Annotated in this window: 21 protein-coding genes; 18 read left to right on the forward strand and 3 right to left on the reverse strand. The window is 64.2% G+C overall.

Annotated features, from left to right (window positions below):
- Nucleotides 1–140: 140 nt before the first annotated feature.
- From bamA to ISS97_RS04135, 7 genes are all read left to right on the forward strand, one after another.
- Complete coding sequence (gene bamA / locus ISS97_RS04105) at nt 141–2,588, forward strand: outer membrane protein assembly factor BamA (protein WP_379986262.1); 2,448 nt, start codon at nt 141–143, stop codon at nt 2,586–2,588.
- 121 nt (nt 2,589–2,709) lie between these two features.
- The gene (lpxD, locus tag ISS97_RS04110) at nt 2,710–3,738 is read left to right on the forward strand and encodes a UDP-3-O-(3-hydroxymyristoyl)glucosamine N-acyltransferase (RefSeq protein ID WP_379986260.1); all 1,029 of its coding nucleotides are present in this window, start codon (nt 2,710–2,712) and stop codon (nt 3,736–3,738) included.
- Nucleotides 3,731–4,204: a 3-hydroxyacyl-ACP dehydratase FabZ gene (gene fabZ, locus ISS97_RS04115; RefSeq protein ID WP_379986258.1), complete on the forward strand. Its 474-nt coding sequence runs from the start codon at nt 3,731–3,733 to the stop codon at nt 4,202–4,204. The genes lpxD and fabZ overlap by 8 nt, the downstream gene beginning before the upstream one ends.
- Nucleotides 4,201–4,974 (forward strand): acyl-ACP--UDP-N-acetylglucosamine O-acyltransferase, encoded by a 774-nt coding sequence (gene lpxA / locus ISS97_RS04120; RefSeq protein WP_379986257.1) that lies wholly within the window; start codon nt 4,201–4,203, stop codon nt 4,972–4,974. Before fabZ ends, lpxA begins: the two co-directional genes overlap by 4 nt.
- Before the next feature lie 58 nt (nt 4,975–5,032).
- Nucleotides 5,033–6,241 (forward strand): lipid-A-disaccharide synthase, encoded by a 1,209-nt coding sequence (gene lpxB / locus ISS97_RS04125; protein ID WP_379986255.1) that lies wholly within the window; start codon nt 5,033–5,035, stop codon nt 6,239–6,241.
- Complete coding sequence (gene rnhB, locus ISS97_RS04130) at nt 6,234–6,821, forward strand: ribonuclease HII (RefSeq protein WP_379986254.1); 588 nt, start codon at nt 6,234–6,236, stop codon at nt 6,819–6,821. The genes lpxB and rnhB overlap by 8 nt, the downstream gene beginning before the upstream one ends.
- Nucleotides 6,822–7,283: 462 nt before the next feature.
- Nucleotides 7,284–7,499, forward strand: coding sequence for a hypothetical protein (locus ISS97_RS04135; RefSeq protein ID WP_379986252.1), 216 nt, complete (start codon nt 7,284–7,286; stop codon nt 7,497–7,499).
- Between the two features lie 18 nt (nt 7,500–7,517).
- Here ISS97_RS04135 and ISS97_RS04140 read toward each other — a convergent pair whose 3' ends face one another.
- Entirely contained in the window at nt 7,518–8,957 is a 1,440-nt protein-coding gene (locus ISS97_RS04140; RefSeq protein ID WP_379986251.1) for an amino acid permease, read from the reverse strand.
- Between the two features lie 127 nt (nt 8,958–9,084).
- Here ISS97_RS04140 and ISS97_RS04145 point away from each other — a divergent pair, with 127 nt between their 5' ends.
- The 10 genes from ISS97_RS04145 to ISS97_RS04190 all read left to right on the forward strand — a co-directional run bounded on the left by ISS97_RS04145 (nt 9,085) and on the right by ISS97_RS04190 (nt 21,297).
- Nucleotides 9,085–10,605 carry a GGDEF domain-containing protein gene (locus ISS97_RS04145; protein WP_379986250.1) on the forward strand — a complete coding sequence of 507 codons (1,521 nt, stop codon included), beginning with the start codon at nt 9,085–9,087 and terminating at the stop codon, nt 10,603–10,605.
- Nucleotides 10,606–10,722: 117 nt separating this feature from the next.
- Nucleotides 10,723–14,262, forward strand: coding sequence for a DNA polymerase III subunit alpha (gene dnaE, locus ISS97_RS04150; protein WP_379986248.1), 3,540 nt, complete (start codon nt 10,723–10,725; stop codon nt 14,260–14,262).
- A 148-nt stretch (nt 14,263–14,410) separates the two neighbouring features.
- Nucleotides 14,411–15,367 (forward strand): acetyl-CoA carboxylase carboxyl transferase subunit alpha, encoded by a 957-nt coding sequence (gene accA / locus ISS97_RS04155; protein WP_379986246.1) that lies wholly within the window; start codon nt 14,411–14,413, stop codon nt 15,365–15,367.
- A gap of 5 nt (nt 15,368–15,372) precedes the next feature.
- A complete protein-coding gene (locus ISS97_RS04160; RefSeq protein ID WP_379986244.1) occupies nt 15,373–15,789 on the forward strand; it encodes a VOC family protein in 417 nt (138 codons plus the stop codon).
- 244 nt (nt 15,790–16,033) lie between these two features.
- Nucleotides 16,034–17,119: an NHL repeat-containing protein gene (locus ISS97_RS04165; RefSeq protein WP_379986242.1), complete on the forward strand. Its 1,086-nt coding sequence runs from the start codon at nt 16,034–16,036 to the stop codon at nt 17,117–17,119.
- Between the two features lie 148 nt (nt 17,120–17,267).
- Nucleotides 17,268–18,020, forward strand: coding sequence for an NYN domain-containing protein (locus ISS97_RS04170; protein WP_090454315.1), 753 nt, complete (start codon nt 17,268–17,270; stop codon nt 18,018–18,020).
- A complete protein-coding gene (gene tilS, locus ISS97_RS04175; RefSeq protein WP_379986240.1) occupies nt 18,013–19,317 on the forward strand; it encodes a tRNA lysidine(34) synthetase TilS in 1,305 nt (434 codons plus the stop codon). The genes ISS97_RS04170 and tilS overlap by 8 nt, the downstream gene beginning before the upstream one ends.
- 84 nt (nt 19,318–19,401) lie before the next feature.
- Nucleotides 19,402–19,839 (forward strand): hypothetical protein, encoded by a 438-nt coding sequence (locus ISS97_RS04180; RefSeq protein ID WP_379986239.1) that lies wholly within the window; start codon nt 19,402–19,404, stop codon nt 19,837–19,839.
- A gap of 60 nt (nt 19,840–19,899) precedes the next feature.
- A complete protein-coding gene (locus ISS97_RS04185) occupies nt 19,900–20,157 on the forward strand; it encodes an exodeoxyribonuclease VII small subunit (RefSeq protein ID WP_379986238.1) in 258 nt (85 codons plus the stop codon).
- A 243-nt stretch (nt 20,158–20,400) separates the two neighbouring features.
- Nucleotides 20,401–21,297 (forward strand): polyprenyl synthetase family protein, encoded by an 897-nt coding sequence (locus tag ISS97_RS04190; RefSeq protein ID WP_379986237.1) that lies wholly within the window; start codon nt 20,401–20,403, stop codon nt 21,295–21,297.
- 65 nt (nt 21,298–21,362) lie between these two features.
- On the opposite strand, the gene ISS97_RS04195 is transcribed toward ISS97_RS04190, so the two are convergent.
- Together ISS97_RS04195 and pmbA are read right to left on the reverse strand one after the other, a co-directional pair.
- Nucleotides 21,363–21,800, reverse strand: coding sequence for a DUF4870 domain-containing protein (locus tag ISS97_RS04195; RefSeq protein ID WP_379986235.1), 438 nt, complete (start codon nt 21,798–21,800; stop codon nt 21,363–21,365).
- A gap of 129 nt (nt 21,801–21,929) precedes the next feature.
- Complete coding sequence (gene pmbA, locus ISS97_RS04200) at nt 21,930–23,297, reverse strand: metalloprotease PmbA (protein ID WP_379986234.1); 1,368 nt, start codon at nt 23,295–23,297, stop codon at nt 21,930–21,932.
- A gap of 108 nt (nt 23,298–23,405) precedes the next feature.
- On the opposite strand from pmbA, the gene ISS97_RS04205 reads away from it, so the two are divergent.
- Nucleotides 23,406–23,654, forward strand: a complete 249-nt coding sequence (locus ISS97_RS04205) for a DUF1653 domain-containing protein (protein ID WP_379986233.1) — start codon at nt 23,406–23,408, stop codon at nt 23,652–23,654.
- Nucleotides 23,655–23,680: the final 26 nt, after the last annotated feature.

Raw genomic sequence — 23,680 nt, forward strand, 5'->3', positions numbered from 1 at the left:
GGTGCAACGCGTTGAAATGTCTTCGGCCACATCCCTGGTGGATGCGGTTACTTCTTTGAGGCAGGGAATTTCCCGGCTTCACTCATTGCTCGGGGTGGCCACAGCGGCTGCCCTGTCGGAATAAAACAACGGAATCGACGATGAAGCGTATCGCCGCATTGATCCTGCTCGCCTCACTCTCCGCAAGAGCGCTCGCGTTCGAGCCCTTCATCGTTTCCGATATCCGTATTGACGGCCTCAGCCGCATCTCGGCGGGCACGGTACTCAACTATCTGCCGGTGAACAAAGGCGACCGCCTCACCAACGATGCGGCCCAGCGCGCCATCCGCGCGCTGTACCAGACCAAGTTCTTCAGTGACGTCGAGATCGACCGCGAAGGCGACATCATGGTGATCAAGGTGGTGGAGCGCCCCTCCATCGCCAAGCTCACCCTGCGCGGCAACAAGGACATCAAGGAAGACGACCTGCGCAAGGGCCTGAAGGAGATCGGCCTGTCCGAAGGCGAAACCTTCGACCGCCTCTCGCTCGACCGCGTGCAGCAGGAACTGATCCGTCAGTACTACAACCGCGGCAAGTACAACGTGTCGGTCGATCCGCACGTGACCAACCTTGACCGCAACCGCGTGGCGATCGACATCGAGATCCGCGAAGGCAAGGTCGCCAAGATCAAAGAGATCAACATCGTCGGCAACAAGGCGTTCACCGACAAGGAAATCCGCAAGGATTTCGAATCCGACACTTCTAACTGGATGTCCTGGTACTCCAAGGACGACCAGTACTCGCGCGAAAAGCTGTCCGGCGATCTGGAGAAGCTGCAGTCCTACTACATGGACCGCGGCTACGCCGACTTCGGCGTGGACTCCACCCAGGTCACCATCGCCCCCGACAAGCGCGCGATGTACATCGCCGCCAGCGTGAAGGAAGGCGAGATCTATACGGTTTCCGACATCCACCTGCTCGGCGAGCTGGTGCTGCCGGAAGATACGCTGCGCCAGCTGGTGTTCCAGAAAAAGGATCAGACCTTCAACCGCAAGGCGATCGAAGCCAGCTCGGATGCCATCAAGGGCATTCTGGCCAGCATCGGCTACGCCTTCGCCAAGGTCACGCCAGTGCCTAAGCTGGATAAGGACAAGCGTACCGTCGACCTCACCTTCTTCATCGAGCCGGGCAAGCGCGTATACGTGCGCCGCGTAGTGTTCCAGGGCAATACCCGCACCGAAGACGACGTGATGCGCCGCCAGATGCGTCAGCTGGAAGGCAGCTGGTTCTCGCAGCCGGCGATCGACCGCTCGAAGATCCGTATGCAGCAGCTGGGTTACTTCAAGAAGGTCGACATCGACAAGAAGCTGGTGCCGGGCACCGAGGATCAGGTCGACCTGACGGTGAAGGTGGAAGAGCAGTCCGCCGGCAGCCTGATGTTCGGTGTGGGCTACTCGCAGTACTCGGGCATCATCCTGTCCGCCTCGGTGTCGCAGAACAACTTCCTCGGTACCGGTGACAGCTTCTCGGTCGCCGCGCAGCGCAGTGACTACACCACCAGCATCAGCGCCAACTACTTCAACCCCTACCTCACCGACAACGGCGTGGGTATCGGTTACAACGTCGGCTACACCAAGAGCAACTACGGCGACACCAACTACAACTTCGTCAACTACGAAAGCAGCACGAAGTCGTTCTCGACCTTCCTCAGCCTGCCGATCACCGACTTCGACAATGTGCGCGTCGGCATGGGCCTGAGCAGCAACAAGATCAACCTGACCTATCAGACCCAGGATCTGAGCACCGGCCAGATCGTCACGCAGCCGCTGTCGCCGCAGGTGCTGATCGACTACCAGAACGCGATCGGCCATAAGACGATCCATTCCTGGACCGGCACCCTGGGCTGGACCCACGACACCCGCAACGGTTACTGGGCTCCCACCCGCGGCGGCATGATCTCGCTGACGTCGGACATCGCGCTGCCCGGCTCCACCGTGCAGTACTACAAGCTGTTCGGTGAGGCCAACCATTACTGGCCGATCGGCGCCGGCTTCGTGCTGTATCTGGATGGCCAGGTCGGCTATGGCAAGACCTACGGCCAGAAGTACGACTTCGACGGCGGCACCACCTACACCAAGGGCCAGAGCGTCGACTTCCCGTTCTGGGAGAACTACTACGCGGGCGGCGTGCGCGACGTGCGCGGCTTCCAGGACAACACGCTGGGTCCGCGCCTGTGCGTGGGCACCGACTCGAACGGCAGGCCGATCCAGCCGGACAGCAAGGGCCAGTGCAACAACAGCGTGTACACCTACGCCCAGCCGGTCGGCGGCGCGTTCAAGGTGCTGGGTACGGCCCAGGTGTTCCTGCCGCTGCCGTTCCTCAAGGACGTCAATACCGCACGCGTGTCCTGGTTCGTCGACGTGGGTAATGTCTACAAGGACTATTCGAGCTTCAAGGCCAGCGATCTGCGCGCGTCTACCGGTCTATCCCTGCAGTGGCAGGCGCCGATCGGTCCGCTGATCATCAACTTCGCGGTGCCGATCCGTTCCAAGGAAGAAGATCGCCACTACGAAGAGCGCATCCAGTTCACCTTCGGCAGCCAGTTCTAAACCTCGCCGAGGCGTCACCCCAGAAAGCGCGGCCCGTCCGCGCTTTCTTTTGCCCGTCGACGCGACACAGACGTAGCGGGGGCCCCCGCCCTACAATGTCCCGTAACGTCCCGGAGCCCGCATGAGCACGATTCAATACACCGTGGCCGAACTGGCCGACCGATTCGGCCTCACCTTCAAGGGCGATGGCGCGCGCGTCATCGACGGCGTCGGCACACTGGCCGGTGCCGGTCCGAGTCAACTGAGCTTCCTTTCCAACAGCAAGTACGGCGCACAACTGGCCGATTGCCGGGCCGGCGTTGTGGTGCTGCGCCAGGAAAACATCGACGACTGCCCCACTGCCGCACTGGTCGCAGCCGATCCGTACGTAGCCTACGCAAAGATCGCTGCGCTGTTCGAACGCCTGCCGGCGGCACCCGTCGGCATCCACGCCAGTGCCGTCGTTGCGGCCAGCGCGCAGGTGTCGCCCACGGCAAGCATCGGTCCTTGCTGCGTGGTGGAAGAAGATGCCGTCATCGAAGATGGCGCCGTACTTGGTCCACACTGCATCGTCGGTACCGGTTGCGTTGTCGGCGCACAGTCGCGACTGGTGGCACGCGTCACGCTAGTGACCCGCGTGACGCTGGGCAAGCGCGTGCTGGTGCACCCTGGTGCGGTGATCGGCTCCGACGGCTTCGGCCTCGCTTTCGACCGCGACCACTGGATCAAGCTGCCGCAACTCGGCGGCGTGCGCATCGGCGACGATTGCGAGATCGGCGCCAACACCACCATCGATCGCGGCGCACTGGACGACACGGTGCTGGAAGAAGACGTGCGGCTGGATAACCAGATCCAGATCGCCCACAACGTCTACGTGGGCGCGCATACCGCCATGGCCGGCTGCGCCGCCGTGGCCGGCAGTGCGAAAATCGGCCGTTATTGCATGATCGGCGGCAACGCCGGCGTGCTGGGTCATCTCGAACTGGCTGACCGGGTTACCATTACGGCCAAGAGCCTGGTCACGCACTCGATACGCGAACCCGGCGAATATTCCTCGGGGGTACCGTTGCAGGACAACCGCCAGTGGCGGCGCAATGCGGCCCGTTTCAAGCACCTGGATGAATACGTGCGCCGGCTCTCGGCGCTGGAGAAGGACAGTAACAATGAGTGAGCAGACCGTGCCCTTCCACCTGCCAGTGAACGTGGAGCAGATCCAGCATCTGCTGCCGCATCGTTATCCCTTCCTGCTGGTGGACCGCGTGATCGAGCTCGATCCGGACAAGCGCGTGGTCGCACTGAAGAACGTGACCATCAATGAACCGTTCTTCCAAGGTCACTTCCCCGGCCACCCGGTGATGCCGGGCGTGCTGATCGTCGAAGCCATGGCGCAGACCGCCGGCCTGCTCACCCAGATCAGCAGCCGCCTCAAGGGCAACACCGGCAGCCCGCTGTTCTACCTGGCCAAGGTGGACAACGCCCGCTTCAGCGCTATCGTGTCGCCGGGCGATCAGCTGCGCATGGAAGTCACCCTCAAGCGCCTGCTGCGCAGCATGGGCCTGTTCGAAGCCCGTGCCACCGTGGACGGCAAGGAGGTAGCCTCCTGCGAACTGATGTGCGCGGCGAGGTCCGAAAAATGATCCATGCCACCGCGCAGATCGACCCTACCGCGAAAATTGGCGCCAACGTCAGCATCGGCGCCTATAGCGTGATCGGCGCCGAGGTGGAGATCGGCGAAGGCTCGGTGATCGGTCCTCATGTGGTGATCGAAGGCCCCACCCGCATCGGCCGCGACAACCGCATCTGCCAGTTCGCCTCGCTTGGCGGCGCGCCGCAGGACAAGAAGTTCGCCGGCGAGCACACCGAACTGGTGATCGGCGACCGCAACCTGATCCGCGAATTCGTCACCATCAACCGCGGCACCGGCGACGGCGGCGGCATCACCCGCATCGGCAACGACAACTGGCTGCTCGCCTATGTGCACGTGGCGCACGATTGCCAGATCGGCAACAACACCGTGTTCTCCAACTACTCGGCGCTGGCCGGGCATGTGGAGATCGGCGACTTCGTGATCATGTCCGGCTTCTCCGGCGTGCATCAGTTCTGCAAAGTCGGTGCGCACGCCTTTATCGGCATGGGCTGCCTGGTCGGTTCCGACGTGCCGCCGTTCGTGATGATGGCGAATGAGCAGCGCGGTCGCCCGCGTGGCATCAACAGCGAAGGCTTGAAGCGCCGCGGTTTCGAAGCGCCGCGCATCGCCGCCATCAAGCGCGCCTACCGCACGCTGTACATGGCTGGCCTGACCCTGTCCGACGCGCGCGAGCAGCTCGTCACGCAGGCGCAGGACAGCGAGGATGTGCGCGCCATGCTGGATTTCCTCGATCACAGCGAACGGGCGCTGGCGCGCTGATATGCGCGCAGCGCATATCAGCGAATCGAATATGCGCTTTTGCCTGGGTGGTTGAGCCATGCCCCAAGATGCAAACAGCACGCCATTGATTGTCATCCTTGCCGGCGAGGACTCCGGCGATCAGTTGGGCGCCGATCTGATCGCTGCCCTGCGCCAGCGCTATCCGCTGGGGCACTTCGTCGGCATCGGCGGTGCACGCATGCAGGCACAGGGTTTCGAGTCCTGGTACGACATCCGCGAGCTTTCGCTGTTCGGCTTCGCCGAAGTGGTCAGTCACCTGCCGCGTCTGCTGCGTTTGCGCAAGGAACTGGTTGCACGCCTCATTGCCGCCAAACCGGCGGTCGTGGTGGGCATCGATGCGCCCGACTTCAATCTTGGCGTAGAGCAACGCGTGCGCGCCGCAGGCATCCGTACCGTGCACTATGTCAGCCCATCGGTATGGGCATGGCGCGAGAAGCGCGCGGAGAAGATCGGCCGCAGCGCCGACCGCGTGCTCTGCCTGTTCCCGATGGAGCCGGAGATCTATGCACGACATGGCGTGGACGCACGCTTCGTCGGCCATCCGCTGGCCGACCGTTTCGCGCTGGTCTCCGACCGCATCGGAGCCCGCGACTTTCTGCAGCTGCCGCAGAACGCTCCCGTGCTGGCGGTGCTGCCGGGCAGCCGCCCCTCCGAAGTAAGTCGCCTGGGTCGCATCTTCCTCGACGCCGCACGTCAGGTCGCCGCTCACCTGCCAGGGCTGCGCATCGTGGTCCCGGCCGCCAACGCGCAAGTACATGCCAGCCTCAAGGCCATGTTCGGCGATGCGCCGCAAAACGACGACACGCCGATCTTGCTGCAAGGCCACGCGCACGAAGCGATGCTGGCGGCCGACGTTGTGCTGCTCGCCTCGGGCACCGCTACGCTTGAAGCCATGCTGGCCAAGCGTCCCATGGTGGTGGGCTATCGCGTATCGCCCATGAGCTACCGCATAGCCCACGCGCTGAAGATGCTCAAGACCGATGTATACGCCCTGCCCAATATCCTGGCGCGCGCCTGCGGTCTGGGCGAGAACGCGATGCTGGTGCCGGAATTGATGCAGGACGATTGCACGCCAGACAAACTCGCTGCGGCCACCCTGGCGCTATTCCACGACAGCCAGCGCCGTGGCGACATCGTTGCCGCCTTCGAACAGCTGCATCACGCCCTGCGTGGCGAACTGGAAGGTCAGGCCGGAGACCATGCCGCCGATGCGATCGTCGAACTGATCGAACGCCCCCGTGGCTGATCGCCATATCGCTGGCGTCGATGAGGCCGGTCGCGGCCCGCTCGCGGGTCCGGTGGTGGTCGCCGCAGTGATTCTGGATCCGGCCCGCCCTATCAGCGGACTCAACGATTCCAAGAAGCTCAGCGAAGCGAAGCGCGAGGCGCTGTATCCGCAGATCATCGAACAGGCGCTGGCCCATTGCGTGATCGCGATGAGCGTCGAGGAAATCGACCGGCTGAATATCTTTCAGGCCACCATGGCCGGCATGAGCCGTGCGGTCGCCGGCCTTTCGCCGGGCGCGCACGAAGCACTGATCGATGGCAACAAGCTGCCGAAAGACCTGCCCTGCCTTGGCCGCGCGATCGTCGGTGGCGATGCGCTGGAACCGGCCATCAGCGCAGCTTCCATCCTGGCCAAGGTCACTCGCGATCGCATGATGATCGCGATGGAGAACGTGCATCCCGGCTATGGTTTCGCCGTGCACAAGGGGTATCCCACGCCCGCACATCTCGATGCCCTGAAGCGTCTCGGCCCCTGCGCCGAACATCGGCGAAGCTTTGCGCCCGTCAAGCTGCTGCTGGATCAGGGCGTGCTTTTCTGACGCTTCACCGCACACCCCGAAAAGACGTCCAGCCATCTATTCGCACGCCGCCGCGCGTTCTCGCCGCAAGCATTAACAGCGCCAAAAACGCCGCATTCTTGTCGTGCCCTTTGACACGCGCCATTCCCCGCGCAGCGGCATAAAATACGTCCATCGAGGCAAACATGACCTTCGGCAGGGTTCGCCTTCAGAGAGGAACTTAAGCCTGTAATTCAGCATCTATCCATGCGAATGCACGCGGTGCTTCAACCCTTCCGGCATCGCCTGCATCCTACCGATAGAGCAACACGAAGTAGCGCTGACTGCATCGTCGACCGCAACACTCAACGCCCTGACATCGCGGCGCAGTCACAACTTCGAATGAAGCAAGGATGCATGGTGCCATCCCGCATGCCTTCCGCGCAGCGGAACCCGTGCGGCAAACCCAGCGGCGCATCCAGGCGAGCCGCAGGAGTCCCAGCCATGATGCTTCCCAACACCTCCACCAGCACGCTGCCCGATGGCACGCCGACGCTGTCCGATACCGTCAGGCCCGAGGCCGTAGCCGCGGAACCCGCTCCTGTCATGGCACCGGGAGAGAACCCGCACGTCGACTACAACCTTCATCCGTTGAAGGTGGCGAGTCTCGAGCATTACATCGATCAGCCGGAAGGCGCCGAGCGGTTTCGTGTCTCCTGACGCCTGCTACTCAGGCTGTCAGCGCCCAGTGCGCAGTCGGCTGTGACGGAACCCGTAGCCGGCATAGATCAGCATGCCGATCGTCGTCCAGCCGGCAAGCAGCAGCCAGTTGGCTGTATTCATCTGCGCCAGCAGGAAAAGGCAGACCAGCACGCCCAGGCTGCACACCACGGGCGCCGCCGGCACCCGGAAGCCGCGAGGCAGGTTCGGATGGGTCCGGCGCAGTACCAGCACGCCGATGCACACCGTGGCGAAGGCCAGCAAGGTTCCCATCGACAACAGATCGCCCAGCAGGCTCAGCGGAAATACCGCCGCCAGCACGCCACCTATCGTACCCACCAGCAAGGTGGTGCGATGCGGGGTCTGGTGCTTCTCATGCACAGCGCCGAAGAACGTCGGCAGCAGGCCGTCGCCGGCCATGCTGTAGAGAATGCGCGATAGCCCCATGTGCATTACCAGGATCACCGAAGTGAGGCCTGCCACCGCACCCACCTGGGTCAGCAGTTTCAGCCATGACAACGACGGATGCGCCGCCAGCGCGGTCGCGACCGGCTCCGCGGTACCCAGCTGCGCGTAAGGCACCAGGCCAGTCAGCACAGCAGCCACGATGATGTAAAGCACGGTGCAGATCGCCAGCGAGATCAGGATGCCCGCCGGCACGTTGCGCTGCGGATTGCGCGTCTCCTGCGCGGCGGTAGCCACCGCATCGAAACCGATATAGGCGTAGAACACGCTGGTGGCCGCGCGGAACACACCGCTCCAGCCGTAGTGATCGCCACCCTGGTTGGCCGGCACGAAGGGATGCCATAGCGCCGGGTCGACATACTGCAAGCCCATCACCACAAACAGCACCACCACGATCACCTTGAGCGCTACCACGATGGTGGCGAAGAAAGTTGACTGCCGGGTCCCGCGATACAGCAGCGCGGTCAGCGCCGCCACCACCAGCAGGGCCGGCAGGTTCAGCAGCGCCCCGGTGGCCTCCAGGCGGCCGTCCTTGAAGCTCAGCGGCGCGTGCACCAGCGCGTCCGGCACATGGACACCCAGGCTGTGCAGCAGGCCTACCCCGTAACCGGACCAGCCCACCGCCACCGAGGACACCGCCAGCAGGTATTCCGCCACCACGTTCCAGCCGATGAACCAGGCCAGCAGTTCGCCGAAGGTGGCGTAGGCATAGACGTAAGCGCTGCCGGAAACCGGCAACATCGCCGCGAATTCGGCATAGCTCAGCGCAGCCAATGCAGCGGCCAGCCCGGCCACCACGAAGGACAGGGTCAGCGCCGGGCCGGCATGCTCGGCGGCGGCTTGGCCGGTGATGACGAAAATGCCCGCGCCGATCACTGCTCCTACGCCCAGCACAATCAGCTCTTTCAGGCCCAACGTGCGGCGCAACGCATCATCGGCAGTGAGCGAGGCCTCGACGGGCTTCACGGCAAGCAACGAACGGATCAACGACATCGACGACGGCCTCGGAACTGGGCGCAGGGAGCCCGGAACCATGCCAGCCGCTGCCAGCGGTGGCAACTGTACGCAGGCGACTTGTCAGGAACCAGCCGGCGCTGGCAGGGCCGGGAGATGCGCTAGCATGGATCCGACGTCATCGGTGTCGGGGGACCCCGTGCGTTTGACCTGGTGTGTACTCGCCCTGCTGCTCACCCAACTGGCACTCGCGTGCCTGGGTGTCGACGCGCAGGCGGCAAGCCCTCGCTGGGTCTTCATGGCGATCCAGGTGGTCACACTGTTCGCCGTGTTCCGGCGCTACCGGCAAGAGCCGGCCCCCATCGCGCCGATCTGGCTCCTGCTTGCCGCCGCGGTCGGCATGCAATGGATCTGGGCAGCCACCAACATGCTGGCCACGCTGATCCACAGCGAAGGGAGCTTTCTCACCAATCTCGCCGTCGTGTTCTCCGGGCTCTACATGATCCCCTGCATGTTCCTGATCGCCCGTTCCTTCGATCGCGGCGAGCCAGCCGCCGTCGCGCTGGTGGATCTGGCGTTGCCGCTGATCGTGGCCGCCCTGCTCTGCACGCTGATCTTCAGCGCAATGCCAGGTGGCCCCGCCGCTACGCCCGGCAGCATCATGCTGATCATCGATCATGCGGACGCCATCGATTTTTCGCTGGCCGTCATGGCGGGGCTGCGCATGCTCGGCACGCGCAGCCTGCACAAACGTTTCTTCTATTACGCGGCCACGGTTTTCCTCGGCATCAATGCCATCGCCGCCACCATCTACAACCGCGTCGAACTGCACGGCCTGCCGCCGTGGACCGGCGTAATGATCGGCCTGGCCTATGTCGCGCTGGTCATCGTGCTTGCGCGTCCCGTGCCGCCACTGCTGCGCAGCTATCGCCCCGCGCGCCGCATGGTGCAGACCGTGACGTCATTTGCGCCGGTCGTGCTGTCCCTGGGCGTCCTGCTGCTGGCGGTAAGCGTATCCCGCTTCAACTATCCGCTGGGCATGGCCGCCGCCGGCACCTCGGTTGTTCTCTACGCGCTACGCGTGGCCATCATCCAGAGCCGCCACCAGGACCTCCAGCGCGCTGCGCAGCTCAGCAATCAGCGACTGCAGCAGCAGGTGGGACGCGACCCGCTGACCGGTATCGCCAACCGCGCCATGCTGATTCCGCGCCTGCAGGCGGTGTATGCCCAAGGCGCACCGTATGGCAGCACCTGCTCGCTGCTGATGATCGATGTCGACCACTTCAAGTTGTTCAACGACAACCAGGGACATCTCGCCGGCGACGTCTGCCTGACCCGCGTCGCCCATGTGCTGGCCAATCACCCGCTTCCGCCGGACAGCCTGGTGGTGCGCTTCGGTGGCGAGGAATTCGCCATTGTGCTGCCGCATACACCGCCGGAAGCCGCGCACCTGGTCGCCGAGCGCCTGCTCGACGCAGTGGAACGCCTGCGGATTCCCCACACACATAGCGAAACCGGCTGGCTCACGGTCAGTATCGGCGCCGCCGCGCAACACTGCGCCGAGGGCGATCCCACCAGCCTGATCGAAGCCGCCGATCGCGCGCTGTACCGGGCCAAGAGTGCCGGCCGCAACCGTTGCGAGGCCGATCCGACCGCCCCATCGACGCCGGCGTGCGACGTCTCCTGAAGGCACGAGGGCACAGGGAGCGGCCGCCACGCTGGCATCCGGCAAACGCGTGATAAGTCAATCTTGCCCACCACCATGGCGGCGGTTAGCCTTCTCCTACTCACCGCGTGAGTCTGCATGACCGTCCGCTTCGCCCACCTCCATCTGCACAGCGAATACTCGCTGGTCGATTCGACCATCCGCATCAAGGCGCTGGTCGAAGCCTGCGTGCGCGAAGGCATCCCCGCCGTCGCGCTCACCGACGAGACGAACATGTTCGCGCTGGTGAAGTTCTACAAGGCCTGCAGCGCGGCCGGCATCAAGCCGATCGGCGGTTGCGACCTGTGGGTAAGCATGCCGGACGATCCGCGGCCTTCGCGCCTGACCTTGCTGTGCCAGAACCGCGAGGGCTATCTCAATCTCTCGCGCCTGGTCTCCCGCGCCTGGCGCGATGGCCAGCACAGCGGCCGGCCGCTGGTCGACGCGAGCTGGCTCACTCCCGATGCCACCAAAGGGTTGATCGCGCTGCTCGGCCGCGAGAGCGAAGCCGGCCGCGTGGCGGTGAACCAGGGCGCCGGAGCCGCGGCAGTCCGGCTGCGTTCGTTCGCCCGGCAATTCGCCGATCGCCTCTATCTCGAACTGACCCGCTGCGGTCGCGACGGCGAAGAAAACTGGAACGCCGCCGCGCTGGCGCTGGCCGCCGAGCTGGATCTGCCGGTGATCGCCAGCAACGACGTGCGCTTCCTCAAGCAGGACGACTTCGAAGCACACGAAGCGCGCGTCTGCATCAACCAGGGTCGCGTACTGGCCGATCCCAAGCGCCCGCGCGACTACAGCAACCAGCAGTACCTGAAAACGCCCGAGGAAATGATCGCGCTGTTCGCAGACATTCCCGAAGCGATCGAGAACACTGTCGAGCTCGCCAAGCGTTGCACGCTGGAACTGTCGTTCGGCACCTATTACCTGCCCGACTTTCCGGTGCCGGAAGGCCACGACCTGGCCAGCTATATCCGCGAGATCGCGCGCGAAGGCCTGAAAGAACGCCTCGCCGACGCGCCCCTGGCCGAGGGCCATACGCTGGCCGATTACGAAGCGCGGCTGGAACGCGAGCTGGACGTCATCATCAAGATGGGCTTCCCCGGCTACTTCCTGATCGTGGCGGACTTCATCAATTGGGGTAAGCAGAACGGCATTCCGGTGGGGCCGGGACGTGGTTCGGGCGCAGGCTCGCTGGTGGCCTGGGTGCTGAAGATCACCGACCTGGATCCGCTGCAGTTCAACTTGCTGTTCGAGCGCTTCCTCAACCCAGAACGCGTGTCGATGCCCGACTTCGACATCGACTTCTGCATGGATCGCCGCGACGAGGTGATCGACTATGTCGCGCGCAAATACGGACGCGACCACGTCAGCCAGATCATCACCTACGGTTCGATGGCCGCGAAGGCGGTGCTGCGCGACTCCGGCCGCGTGCTCGGCATGGGCTACAACCAGGTCGACCGTATCGCGAAGCTGATTCCGCCGCGCCCGCTCGACCTTACGCTGTCGGATGCACTCGGCCGCTCGGAGAAATCGAAAAAAGAATCCGACCGTGTCGTCAAGGAATTCTGCGAGCTTTACGAGCAGGACGAAGAAGCCAAGTCGCTCATCGATCTCGCGCTGAAACTGGAAAGCCTCACCCGTAACGCCGGCAAACACGCCGGTGGCGTGGTGATCGCGCCGACGCCGCTCACTGATTTCGCCCCGCTGTACTGCGAAGCAGGCGGCGGTGGCGTGGTGACGCAGTACGACAAGGACGACGTCGAAGCCGTCGGCCTGGTGAAGTTCGACTTCCTCGGCCTGCGCACGCTCACCATCATCGATTGGGCGGTGAAGGCGATCAACGCGCGCCGTGCGAAGTCCGGCGAAGAACCGCTGAACATCGAAACCTTGCCGCTGGATGACCCCGCGCCGTACGAGCTGCTGAAAAAAGCGCAGACGGTCGCGGTGTTCCAGCTCGAATCCACGGGCATGCAGCGCATGCTCAAGGATGCCAAGCCCGATCGTTTCGAGGACATCATCGCGCTGGTGGCGCTGTATCGCCCCGGCCCGATGGACCTGATTCCCAGCTTCGTCGCGCGTAAGCATGGCCGCGAGGAAGTCGAGTATCCCGACCCGCGTGTCGAGCCGATCCTGAAAGAGACCTACGGCATCATGGTCTATCAGGAGCAGGTGATGCAGATGGCGCAGATCGTGGGCGGTTACTCGCTCGGCGGCGCCGACCTGCTGCGCCGCGCGATGGGCAAGAAGAAAGTCGAGGAAATGGCGAAGGAACGCGCCAAATTCCGCGAAGGCGCGGCCAAGGACGGGCTAAGCGCCGACAAGTCCGATTCCATCTTCGATTTGATGGAGAAGTTCGCCGGCTACGGTTTCAACAAATCGCATGCGGCGGCTTACGCTCTGGTGTCGTACCAGACCGCATGGCTGAAGGCGCACTACCCCGCCGAGTTCATGGCCGCGACGATCTCGTCGGACATGGACAACACCGACAAGGCGGTGACCTTCCTCGACGAATCGCGCGCGATCGGTCTCACCATCCTGCCGCCGGACGTCAACGCATCGGACTTCATGTTCGTTGCCGTCGAGCCCAAGGTAATTCGCTACGGCCTCGGCGCCATCAAGGGCGTCGGCCAGGGTGCTTGCGAGGCCATCGTCGAGGAATGCCGCCGCGGCGGCGCCTATAAAGACCTCGCCGATTTCTGCCGGCGTGTCGATCCGACAAAGCTCAACCGCCGCGTGCTGGAAGCCTTGATCCTGTCCGGTTCGCTGGATGCGTTGGCGCCCAATCGCGCCAGCCTGATGCTGCAGCTGCCCAATGCCATGAAGGCGGCCGAGCAGCATCTGCGCGACAAGCAGTCCGGTCAGAACGATATGTTCGGCGCAGCCATGGGCATGGCGGCACCGGTGGTACAGATCGACCTGCCCACCGCGCCGGAATGGCCACTGGAGCAGAAGCTGCAGGGCGAACGCGACACGCTCGGCCACTATCTCTCCGGCCACCCCACTGATCCATGGCGCGAAGAACTGGCGCAGCTCTCCACCTGTCCGCTGGGCGAAATTGCCGATCGCTATCAGCCGCCGAAGCCGCGCAAGAACGATGGCGATGACAACCGTTTCCGCCGCGGCCCCGACACGCCATGGACCGTGGCCGGCATGGTCACGGCCATCCGCAAGCGCGGTGACAGTGATGCCTTTGTGCGACTGGAAGACGGCACCGGCATTATCGAAGTGAGTTTCTTCGGCGAGCTTTACCAGCAGGTCGCGCCACTGCTCACGCGCGACGAAATGCTGGTGGTGGAAGGCGGCCTGCGCATCGACGATTTCTCCGGCGGCGGCTTCGCCCTGCGCGCTCGCAGCGCCTACACCCTGGGCGACGCCTGCCGACGCTTCGCGCGTGTACTGCATCTAAAACTGAACGGGATTACGCCCGGCTTCGTCGAGCAGCTGCGCCATACCCTGGCCGGCTATCGCAATGGCCGCGCCACCGTGATGCTGCACGGCTATCACAACGCCATCGCCCAGGCCGACCTCGAGCTGGGCGAAGAGTGGCGCGTGGAAGCGATACCGGAATTGCTGCGTGCCGTACGCGCGGTGCCGGGGGTGCAGGCGGCGCGGGTGCGTATCGTGAAGCAGACGGATTGAGGGCGGGAACGGGCAAGAGTCGGGGCTTCATGACCGCACCGTATTTTCCCTCTTCCCTGTTACCTGCTCCCTAGCCCATACGCCCCCGTTCTCGCCTTTTCCGCCGGCCCGGTATACTGCGCCGCTTCCGTGTTACGAATTGCACCGAATGAACCCCAACTTCCTCGATTTCGAACAACCCATTGCCGAACTGGACGCGAAGATCGAAGAGCTTCGCCACGCCAGCCACGGGCAGGCGTTCAATATCGATGACGAGGTAAGCCGCCTGCGCGAGAAGCTGAAGGTGAAGACAGCGGAGATCTTCCGCAACCTCAGCTCCTGGCAGATCACCCAGCTGTCGCGCCACCCGGGCCGCCCGTACACGCTCGATTACATCGGCGTGATCTGCGACGAATTCCACGAGCTGGCCGGCGACCGCGCCTACGCGGACGACGCCGCCATCGTGGGCGGCATCGGCCGCATCAATGGTCGCCCGGTGGTGATCATCGGCCATCAGAAGGCGCGTGATACCAAGGGCAAGGTACGCCGCAATTTCGGCATGCCGCGCCCGGAGGGCTACCGCAAAGCCCTCCGCCTGATGAAATTGGCCGAACGTTTCAAACTACCCCTACTCACCCTGATCGACACCCCCGGAGCCTATCCCGGCGTGGGTGCCGAGGAGCGCGGCCAGAGCGAAGCGATCGCCCGCAACCTGCTCGAGATGGCCGACCTGCGTGTGCCGATCGTCTGCACCGTGATCGGCGAAGGTGGCTCCGGCGGCGCGCTTGCCATCGGTGTGGGCGACCGCACCGTCATGCTGCAGTACTCGACCTATTCGGTGATCTCGCCGGAAGGTTGCGCTTCCATCCTGTGGAAAAGCGCCGAGAAGGCCAAGGACGCTGCCGAGGCCCTGGGCCTTACCGCACCGCGCCTGCTGGAACTCGGCCTCATCGACAAGATGGTGCGCGAGCCGCTGGGCGGCGCACATCGCAATCCGCACTCCATGGCGGTGCGCCTCAAGGCCGTGCTGCTCAACCAGCTTGATGAGCTGGAAGCGCTGCCCATCGACGTGCTGCTCGAGCAGCGCTACCACCGCCTGCGCGGCTACGGCGCCTACACCGAGTAAACCTCGTGACCGAAGGTGTGCGTGGCATCGACCACATCAATCTACGCGCACCTTCCGACCTCATCGAACGGCTACGCCGTTTCTACATCGACATCGTCGGCCTGCACGAAGGCCCGCGCCCAAGCTTCCGCTCCGGTTCGCGCGGCTATTGGCTGTATGCCGGAGAGGAGCCGGTGATGCACCTGAGTGTCAGCGTCGAGGGCGATGCGCAAGCGCAGCCGACCGGCTGGTTCAATCATGTCGCTTTCGCTTGTACCGACCTGGACGCCGCCCGCGCGCGGCTTGATACGGCGGGCCTGCCCTATCTCATCGACGTGGTCGATGAACTCAACCAGGTACAACTGTTCTTGCATGATCCAGCCGGCACCGGCGTCGAACTGAACTTCAGCGGCGCCAAACTGAACACCCGCGTATCGCGCTGAGTCCATCGCCTCACCGGTTTGAACCAAACGCCGTCCGCACGGCATTTACTCCTTGCAAGGCACGGAAACCTCGCCACGCCATGGCCCCAGCACCGCCTGGCGCTGCCGATCGTTTGAGGAGTACGGCCTACCCGGAGAGCGTTGCCGATCCGGGTGCCCGAGTCTGTCCGCCTGGGACCCCGTCAGCACCCGCTTCCCGACGCCCGCCGTTCTGCTTTCGCGCATCGATACGGAGGAGTTCCAGATGGCTCGCTTCCAGTTTCGCTTCACCGCATCCCGGCTCGGCCTGGCCCTCACGATGCTGGCCAGCATCGTGGCCGGCGCATTCGCCACCACCGCCGCGCATGCGCAATCCGGATTCGGCAACATCCTTATCGCGGACCAGTTCAACAACCGCGTGATCGAGGTCAACCGCTACACCCACCAAGTGGTCTGGCATTTCGGCAACGGCTCGGACCTGCCCGGCCCCCACAGCATCGTCGGCGTGAACGACGCCGAGCGCATCGGCCCATTCACCCTGATGGCCGGCACCGGCACACCGCCAGGCTTGCCGGGCTGCAGCGATACCGTGAACGGTTGCCCGGACAACCGCGTGATCATTACCGATCCCTCGGGCCAGATCATCTGGCAATACGGTCAGGCCGGCGTAACGGGCTCCGGTCCGAACCAGCTCAACACGCCCGTGCACTCGCTCTTCGTCAGCAACTTCCCTGGCCACCCCGGACCACACGTGTTGATTACCGACCAGGGCAACCAGCGCATCATCCTGGTCAATCTGCGACATCAGATCGTCTGGCAATACGGCACCACTGGCATTTCCGGCGACGGTCCAAACCAGCTCAGCAATCCCAACAGCGCCGAGTTGCTGGAGAACCACCATGTGCTGATCGCCGATGAAAACAACAATCGCGTCATCGAGATCACCACCGGCCTGAACCTCGTCAAGACATTCACCGATCAGGGCACCGTGAGCGGCGCGGCCTTTGCCAGCCGCCTGCCCAATGGCGACACGCTGATCACCGACTCCAACAACAACCGCATCGTGGAAGTGAACAGCAACGACCAGACGGTCTGGCAGTACTTCACCAACACCGATCCGGCGAGCAACCCGGCGCCACTGCCGACGCGCGCCGTGCGGCTACGCAACGGCGATACGTTGATCAGCGATCAGTTCAACCATCGCGTCATCGAGATCAACAAAGCCGGCAACATCGTGTTTCAGCAAGGTGCGCTCAATGTCGCAGGCAACGGCTTCAACCAATTGAATGGCCCGTACGACGCCAAGGTCATTGGCGACTTCACCGGACTTACACCTCCGTTCGACTTCTGACGCATACCAGACCAGTCACCATCCATCCCTCAGCAGCCCCGGCCACGACGCCGGGGCTGCCTGTGTTGAACGACTTGACGATCCACCATGGCGAGCATGACGCACCAAGGCGCTATCATCACCAGCGCCCATCACGCCGGAGGCCGCCATGGCCAGCGACAGCATCAAGCTCGCCGTCCTGATCGATGCCGACAACGCCCAGCCGTCGATTGCCGACGGTCTGCTCGCCGAGGTAGCCAAATACGGCACGGCGCATGTGAAGCGCGCGTACGGCGACTGGACCAGCAATCATCTCAAAGGCTGGAAGGAACAACTGCTCACGCAATCGATCCAGCCGATCCAGCAGTTCGGCTATACCAGCGGCAAGAACGCCACCGACTCGGCGATGATCATCGACGCCATGGACCTGTTGTATTCGGGGCGCTTCGATGGCTTCTGCATCGTATCCAGCGACAGCGATTTCACCCGCCTTGCCGCGCGTATCCGTGAGTCGGGTTTGATCGTCTACGGCTTCGGCGAACGCAAGACACCCGACCCGTTCGTCGCAGCCTGCGACAAATTCATCTACACAGAAATCCTGGTCGCCAAGCCGGACGAAGAGCAGCCGCTGAAACCGCGCACAGCGGCGCAACTGAAACAGGACAGCGGCCTGGTCAATCTGTTGCGCAACGCGGTGGATGCCGCGTCCGACGACGATGGCTGGGCCGGGCTGGGCGGCGTCGGCTCGATCATCACCAAGCAGCGTCCCAACTTCGACGCACGCAGTTACGGCTACGGCAAGCTCAGCGAGTTGATCTCGGCGACGACACTGTTCGAAATGGACCGGCGCAGCCCCGGTGAAGGCCGGCCCAAGGTGATCTACGTCCGCAACAAGTCGAAGAAACCCGAACCCCGTGAGTAAACCGCAGCACCTCGCCGATGTGCTGTGGCGGGCTTTGAGTGATCGCCCCGACGGCTCACTATGCGTCGCCTTCAGCGGTGGACCGGATTCGACAGCCCTGCTGCACGCCCTTGCCCAACTGCGGGAAGCACGCGTGCGCCAATTACGCGCGATCCACATCGATCATGGCCTGCACGCGGACAGCGCCCATTGGGCGGAACAGACACGACGTTTCTGTTCGGTGCTGGAGGTGGAATGCACCGTGCTGTGCGTGCAGGTCGATCCCGTCAGCGGTGAAGGCCTGGAGGCCGCGGCAAGGCATGCGCGTTATGCGGCACTGGCCAACGCGTTGCAGACTGGCGAGTGGCTGCTGCTAGGCCACCACCGGGAAGACCAGGCCGAAACCGTGCTGCTCAAACTATTACGCGGCGCGGGCCCGGAAGGCCTGGGTGGCATGCGCGAAACGCGCCCATTGGGCGCGGGCCAGCTGTGGCGGCCACTGCTCGCGACATCGCGCGCCGTGCTGCGCAGCTATGTCGAGCAGCATCACTTGCCTGTGATCGACGATCCATCCAATGCCGACAACCGGCTTTCCCGCAACTATCTGCGCAACGACGTCCTGCCCCGCCTGACTCAGCATTGGCCGCACGCGACAGATTCGATTCTGCACAGTGCGGCGCATTGCCGTGCCGCCGACGACGCCTTGCGCGCGCAGTGGTTGACCGAACTCGAACGCCTGCGTGATCCTGTCACTGACAGCCTGGATGCCACCGCCTGGCTCGCGCTGCCAAGCGCCATGCGCGACCCGCTGCTCGATCACTGGCTGCATGCGCGCGGCCTTAGCGCCCCCACGGTGACTCAGCGTCGCGAGATAGAGCGGCAATCGCGCGAAGCGCGTGCAGAGCGTCTCCCATGCATCCACTGGCCGGGTACCGATCTGCATCTATGGAAGGGACGCCTGTGGGCGCGTGCGCCACGCCTGCCAGTACCGGAGTCTTGGCAGGTGTCGTGGCATGGAGAACTCTTGCCGTTGCCCGGTGGCGGTAGCCTGGCATGGTCCGGGCCACCGCTTGCGGCACCGCTCACCGTCCGCCTGCGTCGCGGTGGCGAGCGCCTGCGCCCAGCCGGGGACCGCCATACCCGCGAGCTGCGCGATCTGTTCCAGCAGGCTGTCATGCCACCCTGGCAGCGCGAAGTCTGCCCACTGATTTACGCCGGCGACACGCTGATCGCCGTAGCCGATCGCTGGCGCAGCGAACAGGGCGATGCTCTCTTCCGCGAGGCCGGCGGCGAACCACGCTGGCGGCCAGCTGACTGAACCGCGTTAAGCCCCTCAACATTCAGCAGCAATTCTCGCGATGCGGCCTAGCGTGGATACGGTCATCACGGGGAGTCACTTGCCATGTCTCGCAAGATCCTACTAAGCACTGCCCTGCTGGCTCTCGGCGTTGCCTGCGCCGCACCGGTATGGGCCGGCGGCCCGCCACCCTGGGCACCCGCACACGGCTGGCGCGCCAAACATCACTACACCTACTACCCGGAGGGCGAGATCTACTACGCGCCTGACACTCGCATGTGGTTCTGGCTGGATGGTGGCAGCTGGCGCAGCGGCATCAGCCTGCCACTCGATTTCCAGGGCTATGTCCGCACCGGCGGCGTCAGCATCGACCTAGGCGACGAGCGGCCATATGTCGAACACACCTACGTGGTCGAACACTACGGTGGCCGCCCGCTGCACTACCGCGATCGAGACGATCGCTGGCGCGACAGGGACCGTGGCGACAACCACGACCGGGGCCATGATCGCGACCGTCACGACGACGATCACGATCATCACTGAGACCCATGCAACACCCGCGCGGATTGATTCCGCGCGGGTGCTGAGTTAGTTTTGCGGGCCATGGCCAAGCCCGCTCCCGCACCTGCCGAACCCGCTCCCGCCGCCGATTTCGAACACTCGCTGGACGAACTCGAGCAGCTGGTGGCACGTATGGAAGGCGGCGACCTGAGTCTCGACGAATCCCTTGCTTCCTTCGAGCGCGGCATCGGCCTCTATCGTCACTGCCAGCAGGCCCTGGAACAGGCCGAACTGCGCGTCAGGCTGCTGCTGGATCCCGAAGCCCCCGACAGCGCAGAACCGTTTGAACCCGAACTCTAAGAACCGTCCCTCACCATCGGCATGGCTCGCGTTGCTCGCTCATGGCGGCCAGATGGCGTTGCGTGGCGCAGCGCCTGACTGGCCGTCAGGTCAAGCCGCGCGACGCCATCTGGCCGCCATGAGCGAGCAACCCTCCGGGCCGGATTTGTTTGCACCCAGGGCTACGTCATCGTTCGGTCGTGTATCGACATACACTCCCTCACTCTTCCTTGCCCTGAGCGCAAACAAATTCCGGCGCGAGCCATGCCGATGGTGAGGGACGGTTCTGTATTAAGCCCTGCCCTCCAGGCGCTGATCGCGCGCGCCGAACAGGCTCTGTCGCAAGCCCTACCCGCCGAAGACCGCTCCCCCGTCGAACTGCATCGCGCCATGCGTTATGCCGTGCTGGGTGGCGGCAAGCGCCTGCGTCCGTTGCTGGTCTACGCGGCCGGCCACGCACTCGGCGAAGAGGGTGTGCGACTGGACGCGCCGGCCTGCGCCGTCGAGCTGATCCACGCCTATTCGCTGGTGCACGACGACCTGCCCGCGATGGACGACGATGACCTGCGCCGCGGCCGGCCGACTTGCCACATCGTATTTGGCGAGGCCATGGCGATCCTGGCCGGCGATGCGCTACAGGCGCTGGCCTTCGAACTGCTGGCGCACGACGGGCATGCCCGCAACAGCACCGAGATGCTGCGCGTGCTCGGCCACGCCTGTGGCGCCGAAGGCATGGCCGGCGGGCAGGCGCTGGACCTGGCCGCGGTCGGCCGCAAACTCAGCCTGGTCGAACTCGAACACATGCACGCCTGCAAGACCGGCGCCTTGATCCGCGCCTCGGTGCGCATGGGAGCGCTCGTCGCCGGCGCCGATATGGCTACGCTTGCCGCACTGGATCGCTATGCCCATGCGGTGGGCCTGGCATTCCAGGTGCAGGACGACATCCTGGATGTGGAAGGCGAATCCGCCGTGATCGGCAAGACAGCCGGCAAAGACGCCGCCGCCGATAAGCCGACGTTCCCCTCCATCATTGGCCTCGATGCCTCACGCGCCCGTCTGGCCGAACTCACCGCCACCGCGCTCGATGCCATCGCACCGCTCGGCGCGCGCGCTGAACTACTGGAAGAACTGGCGCGTTACGCCGCCAGACGCCATCACTAATCGCTACGCATAAAAAAAAGAGGCAGCCAACTGGCTGCCTCTTTCGTTATTGCGAGACGCTGCGTTTATTTGATCAGCCGCAGACAGAACGGGTAGCGATACCGCTCACCCTCATTGGACTTGATCGTTGCCATGATGACCAGCACCAGCCAGGCAATGCCGATCACAATGCCGGCGGGAACGGTCAGGATCGCACCGATACCCAGCGTCAGCAGGGTAATCAACAGCAGTACCACGCTGATGATGGCCATGGTGATGTTGAAATTCAGCGCTTCCTTGGCCTGGTCATCCACAAACGGCATGGTCTCCTTCTTCAGCAGCCAGATGACCAGCGGGCCAATAAATACGCCTACGCCAAACCAATGACCGGTCAACAGGCAGCCCAGCAAGGCGGAAAGATGCGCCAGCATCGCCCATTGCCGTTGCTCGGGGCTCGGCATATCCGCAGGCGGCGGGGTGGGTTCGCTGGACGAAGGCGGTACGGATTCGGGTGGAACGCTCATGCGTATCTCCTGAACGTGCAGGGCGCCGGCCACGCGCCGGTGGCGCTGATGCTAGCAAGGGCCGCTGGCATTTGCCGAGTGAGCTGACGACCTAGAAGAGGCCGGAAAAACCGGCCCCCTCCCTGGCCATTACTCACCCGCGATGGTCATCCGGTCGACGAGGATCGACCCGGTGAGGATGTGCGAGCGCGGATCCACGTCCGTGCCCACCGCCTGGATGCCGGCGTACATGTCGCGCAGGTTGGCAGCGATGGTGATTTCCTCCACCGGATAGGCGATCTGGCCGTTCTCGACCCAGAAGCCCGCCGCACCACGCGAGTAGTCGCCCGTGATGGTGTTCACGCCCTGACCCATCACTTCGGTCACCAGCAGGCCGGTGCCGAGGCGGCGCAACATGCCAGCGAAGTCGTCGCGCCCCTGGTCGACGGCGCCGGCTTCCACCATCAGGTTATGGATGCCACCGGCGTTGCCGGTGGATTGCAGACCCAGCTTGCGCGCGGAATAGCTGCCCAACACGTAGCGCGCGAGTACGCCGCCTTCGATAAGGGCGCTGTCCGCGGTCGCCACGCCTTCCGCATCGAATGCACCGGAACCCTGCCCGCGCTTCAACAGCGGCCGCTCCACGATCTGCATCCACGACGGCATCACTGCCTTGCCGGCGTGATCCAGCAGGAAGCTCGCGCGTCGATACAAGGCACCACCGCTTACCGCACCGATCAGATGGCCAATCAAGCCACGCGCAATCTCCGGCGCGAACAGCACGGGACTCTGCCTCGTGGTCAGTTGCCGTGCGCCTATGCGCGCCAAGGTGCGTTGGGCCGCCTTGTCGCCCAGCGTCTTGGCGCTCATGAAATCGTCCGCGCTGCGCACGCTGTCGTACCAGTAGTCGCGCTGCATGCCATCGTCATCACCGGCGATCAGCGACACCGACAACGAGTGGCGCGTGCCGCGCTCGCGCCCGACGAAGCCGTGCGAGTTGGCGTACACCGACAGGCTCTCGCCCATCTGCACGCTGGCGCCGTCGGAATTGCTGATGCCGGCGTGGGCGCGACCGGCATCCTCGATCTGCTGGCCCAGCGCGATCGCCTGCGCGGTATCGATGGCCCACGGATGCCACAGGTCGAGATCGGGAAAAGCCGTCGCCATGCGCGCAGCATCGGCGAGTCCGGCAGCCGGATCTTCCTCAGTAAAGCGGGCGATGGCGCAGGCCTGATCCAGCGTGGCCTGCAGCGAATCCGGATTCAGGTCAGCGGTACTGGCCGAGCCCTTGCGCTGGCCGAAGTACACGGTGAGGCCGAAACCGCGATCGCGGGTGTGCTCCACCGTTTCCACCTCGCCCAGGCGCACATTCACGTTCAGCCCGGTGTCGATGCTGGCCGCCACTTCGGCCTGGCTGGCACCGGCAGCCCGAGCCCGGCGGATCACTTCTTCGGCCAGGTTGGCGAGGCGGTCCAGATCCTGCTGGCTACGATCGGAGGAAAGAGGGGTTACGCTCACGTGGGCTTCCTGAAGGCTGGCAGGTAGAATACGCGGTCCGAACCGCGCAACTTCTCGAGATGGGGGCACCGCGGCCCAATGCAAAGCGTCCACGGTGGAGATCGCATCATGTTGCCGGAGACCGGCTTCTACCGTCACTACAAGGGACAGCGCTACCGCGTGCTGGGCACTGCCCGCCACAGCGAAACGCTGGAACCGCTGGTGGTCTACCAGGCACTGTACGGCGAGCATGGCTTGTGGGTCCGCCCCGCGGCCATGTTCTGCGAAACGGTGGAAGTGGATGGCCAGACCGTCCCCCGTTTTGCGCTGGAACGCGCGGAACCCGGTGTTGCTACCGGCCCGGAAGCCGCCCGCTAAGCACGACGAATGACTTGAAGGGATAT

Source organism: Dyella koreensis (assembly GCF_044904565.1).
Classification (GTDB): Bacteria; Pseudomonadota; Gammaproteobacteria; order Xanthomonadales; family Rhodanobacteraceae; genus Dyella_D; species Dyella_D koreensis.